Below are 12,373 nucleotides of genomic sequence, written 5' to 3'. Positions count from 1 at the left end.
CTCGTTACTCCGCTGCTTCCAATACCGCGCCATGCGACGTGGCATTGCGCGTATATTCGTCGATCCGCTTTTCCATTTCCGGACGGAAATGCTTGATCAGGCCCTGGATCGGCCAGGCGGCCGCGTCGCCAAGCGCGCAGATCGTGTGGCCCTCGACCTGCTTCGTCACGTCGAACAGCATGTCGATTTCGCGCTTCTGGGCGCGGCCCTGCACCATGCGCTCCATGACGCGCATCATCCAGCCGGTGCCTTCGCGGCAGGGCGTGCACTGGCCGCAGCTCTCGTGCTTGTAGAAGGCGGAAAGCCGCCAGATCGCCTTGATGATGTCGGTCGACTTGTCCATGACGATGACGGCCGCGGTTCCGAGGCCCGAGCCGAGTTCGCGCAGGCCGTCATAGTCCATGACGGCGTCCTTCATCTGCGCGCCGGGCACGCAGGGAACGGACGAGCCGCCGGGAATGACGGCAAGCAGGTTGTCCCAGCCGCCGCGGATGCCGCCGCAGTGCTTGTCGATCAGCTCGTGGAACGGGATCGACATGGCGTCCTCGACCGTGCAGGGACGATTGACGTGGCCGGAGACCGAATAGAGCTTGGTGCCATGATTGTTCGGGCGGCCGAAGCTCGTGTACCAGCCCGCACCGCGCCTGAGGATGGTCGGCGTCACCGCGATCGATTCGACGTTGTTGACGGTCGTCGGGCAGCCATAGAGGCCCATGTTCGCCGGGAACGGCGGCTTCAGCCGCGGCTGGCCCTTCTTGCCCTCGAGGCTTTCGAGCAGTGCCGTTTCCTCGCCGCAGATATAGGCGCCGGCGCCGTGATGGACGAAGACGTCGATGTCGTAGCCGAGCTTGTTGTTCTTGCCGAGCAGGCCGTAGTCGTAGCATTCGTCGATCGCCGCCTGCAGCGCCTCGCGCTCGCGGATGAACTCGCCGCGCACGTAGATATAGGCGGCGTGCGCGCCCATTGCGAAGCTGGCAATTACGCAGCCCTCGATCAGCGTATGCGGATCGTGGCGCATGATGTCGCGGTCCTTGCAGGTGCCGGGCTCCGACTCGTCGGCATTGACGACGAGGTAGTGCGGCCGGCCGTCGCTTTCCTTCGGCATGAACGACCATTTGAGGCCGGTCGGGAAGCCGGCGCCGCCGCGGCCGCGCAGGCCCGAGGCCTTCACCTCGTTGATGATCCAGTCGCGGCCCTTCTCGAGCAGCTCCTTGGTGCCGTCCCAATGGCCGCGCGACATCGCGCCCTTGAGCGACCTGTCCTTGAGGCCGTAGATATTGGTAAAGATGCGATCTTCATCTCTCAGCATGGGTCACCTCTTTACCGCGGCTTCTTCGCCGGCTTGGACTTGTCGACCGTCTCGCCTTCGGCCTTGGCGTTCTTCGCCGCCGCCTTCTTCGCGGTCGCCGGGGTCTTCAGCGCCGGATTGGTGACGTCCGCGGCGGTCTCCGGCTTGGCGGCGTTCGACGGCGGCACGCTCACCGCCTGTTCAGCCTTGGCCTTGCTGGCGCGGACCGGCGCCTTGGTCTTTTGAGGCGCTTCCACAAGCTGCAATGTCGTCAGCCCGCCTTCGGGGGCGGAATAGATACGATCGATCTGGGGCCCGGGCTCGATTTCAGCACCCTTGCCTGCGTCGAAACCGTCGATGATTTCCTCGAGCCGCTCGGCCGTCAGGTCCTCGTAAGCGTCCTTGAAGATCATCACCATCGGCGCGTTGACGCAGGCGCCCTGACATTCGACCTCTTCCCAGGAGAGCGTGCCGCTCGCGTTCAGCGTGAAGGGCTCGGCGGCGATCTTCTTCTTGCAGACCTTGATGAGGTCTTCCGCACCGCGCAGCATGCAGGGCGTCGTGCCGCAGACCTGCACATGGGCGCGCGATCCGACCGGCTTCAACTGGAACTGCGTGTAGAAGGTCGCCACTTCGAGGGCGCGGATATAGGCCATGCCGAGCATGTCGGCGATCGACTCGATGGCCGCCCTCGTCACCCAGCCGTCCTGTTCCTGGGCGCGCATCAGCAGCGGAATGATCGCCGACTGCTCGCGGCCCTTCGGGTACTTGTTGATCGTTGCCTCGGCCCAGGCCGCGTTCTCCTTGCTGAATGCAAAGCTCGCTGGCTGGACAGTGTCTTCGGCTAGTCGACGAACGGACATTCTAGTGGACACCTTATCAATTAATCGAACCGCACCGCGATTTCGTCAGAGTGACGAATTCGCAGGCATAGGCGGACTGGTCTTTCTGCATGAACACAATGTAGCGCGTGCCGTTGGCGACGGCTGCCTTGATCTCGTATCCCTTCGACAGGAGCGCGGCCATGGAGCCGCCGTGCAGGCCCGAGGAGGACGTGCTGGCGACATCCTCCTGAGCGACGGCGGCGGGGCTCAGCGCGAGAAACCCGAGAACGGCAAGCGGCGCCAGACGCATCAGCGATCCACCTCGCCGAACACGATATCGAGGGAGCCCAGCACGGCCGAAACGTCGGCGAGTTGGTGTCCGCGACAGAGGAAATCCATCGCCTGCAGATGCGCATAGCCCGGCGCACGGATCTTGCAGCGGTAGGGCTTGTTGGTGCCGTCGGAGACCAGATAGACGCCGAACTCGCCCTTCGGCGCCTCGACCGCTGCATAGACCTCGCCGGCCGGCACGTGGTAGCCCTCGGTATAGAGCTTGAAGTGGTGGATCAGCGCTTCCATCGAGCGCTTCATCTCGCCGCGCTTTGGCGGCACGATCTTGCCGTCGAGCGAGGAAACCGGCCCGATCTTGGCGTCGCCGAGCAGGCGATCGACGCATTGCCGCATGATCCGTGCCGACTGGCGCATTTCGATCATGCGGATGAGGTAGCGGTCGTAGCAGTCGCCGTTCTTGCCGATCGGGATGTCGAACTCCATGTCGGAGTAGCACTCATAGGGCTGCGCACGGCGGAGATCCCAGGCGGCACCCGACCCGCGCACCATGACGCCCGAGAAACCCCAGGCCCAGGCGTCTTCCAGCTTGACGACGCCGATATCGACGTTGCGCTGCTTGAAGATGCGGTTGCCGGTCAGAAGCTCGTCGATGTCGTCGACGGTCTTCAGGAACGGATCGATCCACTTGCCGATATCCTCGACCAGTTCATGCGGCAAGTCCTGGTGCACGCCGCCCGGACGGAAATAGGCCGAGTGCATGCGCGCGCCGCAGGCCCGCTCGTAGAACACCATCAGCTTCTCGCGCTCCTCGAAGCCCCAGAGCGGCGGCGTCAACGCGCCGACGTCCATCGCCTGGGTGGTGACGTTGAGGAGATGCGAGAGGATACGGCCGATTTCCGAATAGAGGACGCGAATGAGCTGGCCGCGGATCGGCACTTCCGTGCCCGTCAGCCTTTCAACGGCAAGCGCGAAGGCGTGCTCCTGGTTCATCGGCGCAACGTAGTCGAGCCGGTCGAAATAGGGGATCGCCTGCAGGTAGGTCTTGGCCTCGATCAGCTTCTCGGTGCCGCGATGCAAGAGGCCGATATGCGGATCCACGCGCTCGACGATCTCGCCGTCAAGCTCCAGCACGAGCCGCAGAACGCCGTGCGCGGCCGGATGCTGCGGACCGAAATTGATGTTGAAGTTGCGGACGTTGTGTTCGGTCATACCGATTGCTCCAGGCCGGACGGGATCCCCTCGGGATCGCCGCGGGCCGACTTATCTCACCGTGCCTTCGCCTTTTCGTCGCCGGGCAGCACGTATTCCGTGCCTTCCCAGGGCGAAAGGAAATCGAAGTTGCGGAATTCCTGCCTCAGTTCGACGGGCTCATAGACCACCCGCTTGACTTCATCGTCGTAGCGAACCTCGACGAAGCCGGTCAGCGGGAAGTCCTTGCGCAGCGGATAGCCTTCGAAGCCGTAGTCGGTGAGGATGCGACGCAGATCCGGGTGGCCAGTGAAGAGGATGCCGTACATGTCGTAGGCTTCCCGCTCGAACCAGTCGGCGCCCGGATAGACGGAGGTTGCCGAGGGCACGGGCTCGCCGTCACCGGTCGCGACCTTGACGCGGACGCGCAGGTTCTGGCGCGGCGACAGCAGGTGGTAGACGACATCGAAGCGTTCCGGCCGCTGCAGATAGTCGACACCGCAGACATCGATAAAGCTCACGAAGCCGCAGCGCGGATCGTCGCGCAGGAAGGTCAGGAGTTCGATGACCTTCTCCGCCGTCGTCGTCAGCGTCAGCTCGCCGTATTTGAACTCCGACTCGGCAATCAGCGCTCCGCGCGCTTCGCGAAGATAGGTCGCAAGCTCGTTCAGGGCTTCACTCATTGAAAAGAACCCCCTGCCTTAGCGCTCGATGGTGCCGGTGCGGCGGATCTTCTTCTGCAGCAGAAGCACGCCGTAAAGCAGCGCTTCTGCCGTGGGAGGACAGCCTGGCACGTAGATATCGACGGGCACGACGCGGTCGCAGCCGCGCACCACCGAATAGGAATAATGATAATAGCCGCCGCCATTGGCGCAGGAACCCATCGAGATGACGTAGCGCGGCTCCGGCATCTGGTCGTAGACCTTGCGCAGCGCCGGCGCCATCTTGTTGGTCAGCGTGCCCGCGACGATCATGACGTCGGACTGGCGCGGCGAGGCGCGCGGCGCAAAACCGAAGCGTTCGGCATCGTACCGCGGCATCGACATCTGCATCATCTCGACGGCGCAGCAGGCGAGACCGAAGGTCATCCACATCAGCGAGCCGGTGCGCGCCCAGTTGATCAGCTCGTCGGTCGAGGTGACGAGGAAGCCCTTGTCGGCGAGCTCGTTGTTGATCTCGCCGAAGAATGCGTCATTGCTGCCGATCGGCTTGCCGGTCGCGGGATCGATAATGCCCTTCGGCTGCGGCGCAACGAGCGTGGTGCCGGATGCTAGTTCCATTCCAGCGCTCCCTTTTTCCATTCATAGATAAAGCCGACCGTCAGGACCAGGAGGAAGACCATCATCGACCAGAAGCCGAACCAGCCCATCGCCTTGAACGAAACCGCCCAGGGGAAGAGGAAGGCGACTTCCAGGTCGAAGATGATGAAGAGGATCGACACAAGATAGAAGCGGATGTCGAACTTCATGCGGGCGTCGTCGAACGCATTGAAGCCGCACTCATAGGCCGAGAGCTTTTCCGAGTCGGGCGCCTTGAAGGCAACTGCGAAGGGAGCGATCAGGAGTGCGAGACCGATCACAAGAGCGATTCCAATGAAAATCGCGATCGGAACATAGGAACCGAGAAGTTCTGTCATTGTTATCCGTCCCTGCCTGCGAAGCGCCTTGGGAGAAGCGCTTGAACAACGAATGCCGCAGGCCGAAAATCATGTTGCAACGCCAGAGTGGTTAGCGCAGCCCGCGCCCATGTGCAAGCCTCGACGCGGCATTTAGACCGGTTCGCGGCACAGGTTTGAACGGCACTTTCGCACGTTTGACACAATGGAGCACGGAATCCCGGGAACCGGTCGCCGCTAGCCGGAAGAGCCATGCCGAGACCGCATTGCCGCAATGCAAAAACCGATAACTGGCGCTGGAGCATGGAGTGAGGAGAAGTGGCGCGAGTGACGGGGCTCGAACCCGCGACCTCCGGCGTGACAGGCCGGCACTCTAACCGACTGAGCTACACCCGCGCATCTTGGCCATGAACGGCCATTATCTCACCATCGGCACTCCTTGAGAATGCCGATGCACCAGAAGAAGAGTGGCGCGAGTGACGGGGCTCGAACCCGCGACCTCCGGCGTGACAGGCCGGCACTCTAACCGACTGAGCTACACCCGCATCTCTTGACTGGCCGGGGCGCTCGCGCACCCCTTTATCAAAGCGGCCCTGCCGTTTCGATGAGCGGCTAACTAAGCGGTTCGCCCTGGGGTGTCAAGCGTGTTTGAAGACAAATCCGTGACAGAGAGAATTTTGATCCACAGGCTACTCTTAAGTGAAAAATCTAAAGATGGCGGGACGATCGCGGTGGCCCTCTCCGGCCGCCCGACACCGTCGAAGCAGCATCGGCGGCAGGCCCCGCCCTCCGGATGTTTGTCCACAAGGTCGGACCTGCGCCATTGCCCGGGGTGTCTTGGCGAGTCGTCCGCAAAAAAATCAAAAAAATCGATCGAATGCTCTTGCGGTTTTTGCCGGCAGCGCATAGATCACGCCCACCGACGCGGCGGACAGCGGTTCGACACGCGAAAGGGCGATTAGCTCAGTTGGTAGAGCGCCTCGTTTACACCGAGGATGTCGGGAGTTCGAGTCTCTCATCGCCCACCATTATCCAAAGCTTTAGCAATTGACCGCAAGTGGCTACGAACGTTGCCATGTGGCCCATTACCCGCCGCGATACTGCTCGTCCGTCACATGTTCCAGCCAATCGACCACCTTGCCGTCGAGCGCCTCCTGGATGGCGATATGGGTCATTCCGATATCGGCGGCGGCGCCATGCCAGTGCTTTTCGCCCGGCGGGAACCAGACGACGTCGCCAGCACGGATTTCGCGGAGTTCGCCGCCCCAGCTTTGCGCGCGGCCGCGGCCGGCGGTGACGATCAGCGTCTGGCCGAGGGGGTGGGTGTGCCAGGCCGTGCGTGCGCCGGGTTCGAAGGTGACCGTTGCTCCGCGCACCCGCGCCGGCGCGGGTGCCTCGAAGGCTGGGTCGATGCGCACGGCGCCCTGAAAATAGTCGGCCGGCCCGCGCGACGAGGGTCTCGATCCACACTCAAAGATTTCCATCCGAACCTCCTCTTGGCAAACGCATGAAACCACAGCGCGCACCATGCGGGCGCAATCGGAAGCACCTTAGCCTTTTCCGCCCAGTCGCTACAGCCTGTGAAGCTTTACCCCGGGGCAGGCGCTGCGGGCGATATCGCAAAGGTGCTCGTGGTGTGTCAGATAGATCACCTGGCCGACGCGGGCCATCTCCGCCATCAGATCGAAGGCGCGGCCGGCGCGGTTGTCGTCGAACGTTTCCATGATGTCGTCGGCGATAAAGGGCAGCGTCTCACGGGCCGCTGCGACCTCGTGGTAGCCGGCCATTCTCAAGGCCAGGTAGAGCTGGAAGCGGGTGCCTTTCGACAGGTCGCCGGCGAGCTTCGAGCCGCCTGCGGCGGTGTTGGCGATCAGGAATTCCTGTCCCTTGTCGGACTGGGTGGACAGACCGGCATATTCGCCGCCGCTGATATGTGAAAACGTGCGCGAGGCGCGTTGCATCATGGCGCTGCGATGGCGCTCACGAAACAGCCTCAGCGCGTGTTCGGCGGCAACGACACCGGCCTTGAGCCTGAGATAGCCGACCGCCTTGTGCTCGATCTCGAGCAGGATGGTTCGCTGCTTCTGCTCGAGTTCGGCCACCCGGTCGCCGCCCTCGATCTCGGCAAGCGACCTTTCCTTGTTTCTGACGTCCGCGTGCAGCTCGCTGACGTCGCGATCGATGACGTCGATCGCTTCCTCCAGCCGGGTGAGCTCAAGCCGGAGTTCGGCCTCGTCCACACCGGCGAGGAGGGATTCGGCTTCTCCGGTCGTGGCGGTGCCGAGCCGGGTCAACAGATCCTGTTCAAGCTCGGCGCATCTCAGCCGTTGCCGCTCCTGCTCGCGAACCGCCTCTAGGCAAAACCCGGCCTCCTCAAGCGTCCCGCATCCGAAGAAGTCGAACATCACCTGCTTCATCGCCACGTGCTGCCGCTCTTCGCTGCGCAGCAGCCGAAGGGCCTCCTCCAGGCGTTCGATGCTGCCCAAGGCGTCGCGGCGGCGTTCTTCCTGGCGCTGTGCGGCGGCGATGCGGTCGCGCAGCGACGCATAAAGCGCGAGCGGATCGCCCTGCTCTCCGGCGTCGCGGGCGAGACCCACGATCGCCTCGGCAAAGCTCGCCTGGTCCTTCCGCATGCCGGCAATGCGATGGTCGAGCTCGCCCTTCTTCTGCATGAGCTTGTCGAAGTCCTGCAGCACGGCGAGCACCGGGCCGATTTCGTGCGGAGCCGGCCGGTCGGCGCGGCCGGCAAGCCAGGTCGCGGCGAGCGCCTCCGCCCACGCCTCTTCCCAGCGGGCCATGGCGGCCTCGGCGGCGGCGAGAACAGTCTCCCGGTTTTCCATGGCTTCGGAGGCGCGGTGAAGCTGCGCCACTGCCGCGCTGTGGGCCGCCGATGCCGCTTGCGCGCGGGAGACGGTTCGTTCCGCAACCACGAGGAGCTCGTCAAGGCCGTCCGGCAGATGGTCCGTCGCGCCGAGGCGCTCCAATTCGCCGCGCAATGCGCGTGCCGCCGCCTGTTCTTCCGATCTAGCCCTGTCTTTCGCCAGGTATGAGGCGCTCAGCTCGGCGCGTATCGCCAGCGCTGCGGCTCGCGCGGCAAGCCAAGCCTCCAGCTGCGATATTTGCCTGACGTTGGGTAAGCCGCTTGCGCTTGCGGCAGCAGCGACCGTGTCGTCCAGCCGCTGGCCCTCTTCGGAGAGCGCCGCCCGCTGTGCTTCTAGCGCCTGCAGGCGCGCGCGCCTTTCGGAAATTGCCAAAGTGAGGCCGCGCATCTCGGCCAGCCGCTCGGCATGGGCGAGGCGCAGCGCCGAGGCGGCATCGTCCTCCCGCAATGCCGCCTCGAAGGCGCTTGCCGTCCGCTCGTCGAGGCTGGAGCGATGCAGTTGCCAGGCGAGCTCCCGGCGCCGGCGCAGCTCGCCTGCCGTCGCGTCGTCCACGGCAGCGCCGTCCGCAGCGCATGCGCCGAGCCGCGCCTCGTCTCCCGCCTGGCGCGCGCGCTCGTCACCGATCCGATCGTCGAGCCGCAGCCGCCGCTCCGAAAGCGCGGCTTCGTCCGCTTTCCACATGGCGACCAAGCCAGGTGCGGGAACGGGAAGCGTCGTCAACTCATCCGCATCGCCGGCGAAGGGCCGCAAGCCGTCCATGGCATCGGCAAGCGCCGCCGCCAGCCGGTCGATCTCCTTCGTCGCGGCCTGCTGGCGCAACAGGCAATCGCTCTGACGCAGCACATGCAGCCGCTCGGCCAGAATGCCCGGATCGGCGACGTCGCTCCCGAGCCCCTCCGCTTCGCGTTCGGCCTGAGCGCGATCGCGTCTGGCGCTCTCTAGCTCCCCGCGCGCCGAAGCCAGCTTTTCCGAAAGGCCCGCATGCTGGCGAACGAGGTCCTGGAGCCGGGCGGCGCGGGCGGTCGGCAGCACCAGCGAAAGGGGATGGGGATTGTCCGTCTCGCCGAGACGGATGAGGCAGGCACGAATCTCGGCGGAGACCCTTGCCAGTTCATCGAGGCGCGACGGCATATCGCGAGCGGCGGTCTGATAGCGGGCGTCGAGTGCCGATTCGCGCAACGCCTCGAAGCGTCCCGCGAGCGCAAGCGCCTCTTCGTCCCGCGGCAGGTCTTCGAGCTCCGCCCTGCGCTGCGCCAACTCCTCGTCCAGTTGCCGGAGCCGGGTGGCGATTTCGACCTCCCGGCGGCGTAGCGCCGGCAGATCGTTCCCCCAGTCCGGCGGCGGCACCGGCAAGGCCTGCGTCCCGGCAAGCTCTTCCCGTGCAAGGTTGAGCCTTGCCACGAGCGGCAGGGATTCGAGCTCTGCGCGCAGCCGATCCCTGCGAACGCGCAGTTCGGCCCGCTGGCGCGATGCCGCATCGTGGCGCTCGCGGGCTTTCGTCAGCGTCTTGCGAAGTTCGGCATATTCGCGCGCGTTGACGTCCACTGCCTTGCGCTGGGATTTCAGTGCATCCAGCTCCGCCTTCAGCTCCGCAAGCTGATGCTTGCGCGCCTGGGGGCGAAAGAAGGCGTCCGCTTCGGTGCGCAGATTGGCAAGCACCGCACTGCTGTCCGGCAGGCCGGAGCTTGCCGAGAAGAGCAGCGACCCGAGTTCCCCTTCGCTCTTCAGGATGGCTTCGCCGCCCTCCTCGATGCTGTCGTCGTCGAGCGAGAACATCATGCGGTAGGTATCCCGGTCGATCGACCCGAGCGCCGAGGAGAAGAGGTTGTCCGGCAGCGGCTGCTCGTCGGGACCGACGAGGCTGTTGGCGTTGCGTTTGATCCGGTAGGCGTGATGTCTTCTGCCGCCGGCCTCGACAACGCCGCCGATCCGCATCGTCTGGTAGGGATGCAGGAAGCCGTAGGAGCTCATGCGTTCGATACCGAAGAGCAGATCGAGGAAGCCCGAGAACAGGGTCGACTTGCCCGCCTCGTTCGGTCCGTAGATCAGGTGAAAATCAGGCTCTCCCGGCTGCGGCGTGCCGAAATCGAGGCTTCGGCCGGTGAATTTGCCGTAGCGGAGGAGATCCAGCTGTTGCAGCCGCATCAGTCGATGCCCTCGACGAAGCTCCGGCCATGGAGATGCGACAGGACATCGGCGCTTCCCGAGAGCGCGGCATTCTCCACCAGTTCGTCGAGCATGCCCTCGTCCCCGGCAAGCAGATGCCGCAGTTCGACAGGCAGATGCGGCAGCAGCTCCTCGGCGACGGCGCGCATGTCGGCGCGGTAGGCAAAGGCCGACAACACTTCGGTCTCGACGAGCGCCGTCAGTTCGCCGATCGGATCGGCAGCGATTGGCCCTCTATGTTTGCCGCAATTTGCAAACAGCGTCTCGATCTTCTCGACCCAGCATCGGCCGAGCCCGGCGGCGATATTCGCCAGCTCTCCCTGCAGCAGGTCGAAATCCCGCCGCAGCCGCCAGGAAAGCGGCGTCGTACCGCTCAGCGTGATCCGCAAGATGAGATCGGCTTCCGGCAGACCCTTTCGAATCAGACCGAGCTGCCGGCCGGCAACCTCCAGCATGTCGCGCCATTCGGCCGTCCCGGTCAGGTCGATCGACACCCGCTCGAACACGGCCGCGCCCACCGCCCGCTCTTCCAGCGTCACCTCGCCATCGTTGTCAATCGTGACGAGCGTGACGCCCTTCACCCCCGATTCGTTGATATCCCGGCCCTGCGGCATGCCGGACATGACGATGCAGGGCCTGACGCCGTGGACCTGCCGCTGATGCACGTGGCCGAGGGCCCAATAATCATAGCCATGCCGCTCCAGATCGGCGACGCTGCAGGGCGCATAGGGGTCGTGCCCCGCCGAGCCGGCGAGGCTCGTGTGCAGCATGCCGATGTTGATGGCATCCGCGATGGGAGGCTGGAAATGCGGCAGCAGGCTTTCCGGCGCGTGCGGATCGGCAAAGCTCATGCCGTGAATGTGAACGGCTCTACCGTTCTCCAGCGTCTTGGCGAGCACCGGCTTGCCGCGGCCCATGAAAACATGGACCGACGGCGGCAACGTCAACTCGCGCGTCACCTGTGACTGGGCGTCATGGTTGCCGCGGATGATGAAGGTGCGGATGCCCGCCTCGTCGAGACGGCGCAGCTCTCCGGCGAGGAAAAGCGCCGTGTTCATCGAGGTCTGATTGCCGTCATAGAGATCGCCGGCGATCAGCAGCGCGTCGACGCTTTCGGCGATGCAGAGATCGACGATACGCACGAGGGCGTTGCGGGTGGCGCCCCGCACGATGCCGGCGAGCTCCTCGTTGCGAAGCGCAAGGCTGCGCAAGGGCGAATCGAGATGGAGATCTGCGGTATGGACAAATCGGAACGGCATGGCTGACCATGGCCGGCCCCGCCCCTGCCGTCAACGACGCGGGCGGCCGAGCCCCAACTCAGCTGTGGGCAACGCCACGCGCTTATCCAGAACCGCCCTGCAGCACCCGCCAAGCTCGGCGATTGACGGTTTTGTAAGGTCTTGCTCGGTCCTTTTCCTGCTGGGAGCGCCTTGGGCATTTTCAGCGTCGGCAGTGATTCCGCCGACAGCAATTCTTCGCTTCGCCGCCCGGATTCGAGGGCCGTTTCCTTTCGCGAGGGCTGCGACCATAAGAATCAGGAGGTTTTTGTCGACAAATACCGCGATCGTCACTAAATATAGTCCAACTGCCATTTGACATGGCACCTCACCATATCGCAACGGCATTCATGAAGAACACATTCGAAGTCTCCGACAAACTGTTCGAACTCTACCATCGCGTCCATCGCTTGGTGAACGAGTCGATGACGGAGGAAGGTGTGTCGCTTGCCCGAAGCAAGTTCCTGTTCTTCCTGAGCAAGCTCGGCCCCTGCCGCTCGACCGACATCGCCTGCGCCTTGAACTTCGCCCCCAGAACCGTGACGGAGGCGATCGACGGCCTGGAACGCGATCGACTGGTGATGCGCAAGCCCGATCCGGACGACCGCCGCGCCAAGATCGTCTCGATTACCGAGACGGGCCGTGCCGTCCTCCAGGCGGCGGAACATCCGCGCAAGCAGCTTATCGAGGAAATCTTCTCGGCGCTCGACGACCAGCAGCTCGATCAGCTCTACGACATCGTCAGCAGGCTCGTCGACAAGACCGACGAGATCCGCAAGCGCAAGGACGCGGAGGAAGAGGCGGACATCGCTGCCGCGCGGTAATCCGTTCAGGCTCGATCG

11 protein-coding genes and 3 tRNA genes are annotated in these 12,373 nt (G+C 64.3%); 2 read left to right on the top strand and 12 right to left on the bottom strand.

Annotated elements, in window-relative coordinates; all coding sequences use genetic code 11:
- Nucleotides 1-4: 4 nt before the first annotated feature.
- The 9 genes from nuoF to ATC00_RS04985 all read right to left on the bottom strand — a co-directional run bounded on the left by nuoF (nt 5) and on the right by ATC00_RS04985 (nt 5,751).
- Nucleotides 5-1,309 (bottom strand): NADH-quinone oxidoreductase subunit NuoF, encoded by a 1,305-nt coding sequence (gene nuoF / locus ATC00_RS05025; protein WP_064252164.1) that lies wholly within the window; start codon nt 1,307-1,309, stop codon nt 5-7.
- Between the two features lie 11 nt (nt 1,310-1,320).
- Nucleotides 1,321-2,151 carry an NADH-quinone oxidoreductase subunit NuoE gene (nuoE, locus tag ATC00_RS05020; protein ID WP_064252163.1) on the bottom strand — a complete coding sequence of 277 codons (831 nt, stop codon included), beginning with the start codon at nt 2,149-2,151 and terminating at the stop codon, nt 1,321-1,323.
- Between the two features lie 16 nt (nt 2,152-2,167).
- Nucleotides 2,168-2,422 carry a hypothetical protein gene (locus tag ATC00_RS05015; protein ID WP_037389051.1) on the bottom strand — a complete coding sequence of 85 codons (255 nt, stop codon included), beginning with the start codon at nt 2,420-2,422 and terminating at the stop codon, nt 2,168-2,170.
- On the bottom strand, nt 2,422-3,612 hold the full coding sequence (locus ATC00_RS05010; protein ID WP_037389054.1) for an NADH-quinone oxidoreductase subunit D: 1,191 nt from the start codon (nt 3,610-3,612) through the stop codon (nt 2,422-2,424). Before ATC00_RS05010 ends, ATC00_RS05015 begins: the two co-directional genes overlap by 1 nt.
- A 56-nt stretch (nt 3,613-3,668) precedes the next feature.
- A complete protein-coding gene (locus ATC00_RS05005; RefSeq protein ID WP_064252162.1) occupies nt 3,669-4,274 on the bottom strand; it encodes an NADH-quinone oxidoreductase subunit C in 606 nt (201 codons plus the stop codon).
- 18 nt (nt 4,275-4,292) lie between these two features.
- A complete protein-coding gene (locus ATC00_RS05000) occupies nt 4,293-4,871 on the bottom strand; it encodes a NuoB/complex I 20 kDa subunit family protein (protein WP_012707619.1) in 579 nt (192 codons plus the stop codon).
- Nucleotides 4,862-5,227 carry an NADH-quinone oxidoreductase subunit A gene (locus ATC00_RS04995; protein ID WP_037389059.1) on the bottom strand — a complete coding sequence of 122 codons (366 nt, stop codon included), beginning with the start codon at nt 5,225-5,227 and terminating at the stop codon, nt 4,862-4,864. Before ATC00_RS04995 ends, ATC00_RS05000 begins: the two co-directional genes overlap by 10 nt.
- A gap of 298 nt (nt 5,228-5,525) precedes the next feature.
- Nucleotides 5,526-5,602 (bottom strand) — tRNA-Asp (locus ATC00_RS04990).
- Nucleotides 5,603-5,674: 72 nt separating this feature from the next.
- Nucleotides 5,675-5,751 (bottom strand) — tRNA-Asp (locus ATC00_RS04985).
- Between the two features lie 407 nt (nt 5,752-6,158).
- On the opposite strand from ATC00_RS04985, the gene ATC00_RS04980 reads away from it, so the two are divergent.
- Nucleotides 6,159-6,234, top strand: a tRNA-Val gene (locus ATC00_RS04980).
- Between the two features lie 57 nt (nt 6,235-6,291).
- Here the strand turns inward: ATC00_RS04980 and ATC00_RS04975 are convergent.
- The 3 genes from ATC00_RS04975 to ATC00_RS04965 form a co-directional block, all read right to left on the bottom strand.
- Nucleotides 6,292-6,690, bottom strand: coding sequence for a (R)-mandelonitrile lyase (locus tag ATC00_RS04975; RefSeq protein WP_037389062.1), 399 nt, complete (start codon nt 6,688-6,690; stop codon nt 6,292-6,294).
- An 87-nt stretch (nt 6,691-6,777) separates the two neighbouring features.
- Nucleotides 6,778-10,233 carry an ATP-binding protein gene (locus ATC00_RS04970; RefSeq protein ID WP_064252161.1) on the bottom strand — a complete coding sequence of 1,152 codons (3,456 nt, stop codon included), beginning with the start codon at nt 10,231-10,233 and terminating at the stop codon, nt 6,778-6,780.
- Entirely contained in the window at nt 10,233-11,513 is a 1,281-nt protein-coding gene (locus ATC00_RS04965; protein ID WP_064252160.1) for a metallophosphoesterase family protein, read from the bottom strand. The genes ATC00_RS04970 and ATC00_RS04965 overlap by 1 nt, the downstream gene beginning before the upstream one ends.
- A gap of 368 nt (nt 11,514-11,881) precedes the next feature.
- Between ATC00_RS04965 and ATC00_RS04960 the strand changes: the two genes are divergently transcribed.
- Nucleotides 11,882-12,355 (top strand): MarR family winged helix-turn-helix transcriptional regulator, encoded by a 474-nt coding sequence (locus ATC00_RS04960; protein ID WP_064252159.1) that lies wholly within the window; start codon nt 11,882-11,884, stop codon nt 12,353-12,355.
- Nucleotides 12,356-12,373: the final 18 nt, after the last annotated feature.

The sequence above is a fragment of the Sinorhizobium americanum genome (genome assembly GCF_001651855.1).
Lineage (GTDB): Bacteria > Pseudomonadota > Alphaproteobacteria > Rhizobiales > Rhizobiaceae > Sinorhizobium > Sinorhizobium americanum.
This window is presented reverse-complemented; position numbering and strand designations above follow the sequence as displayed.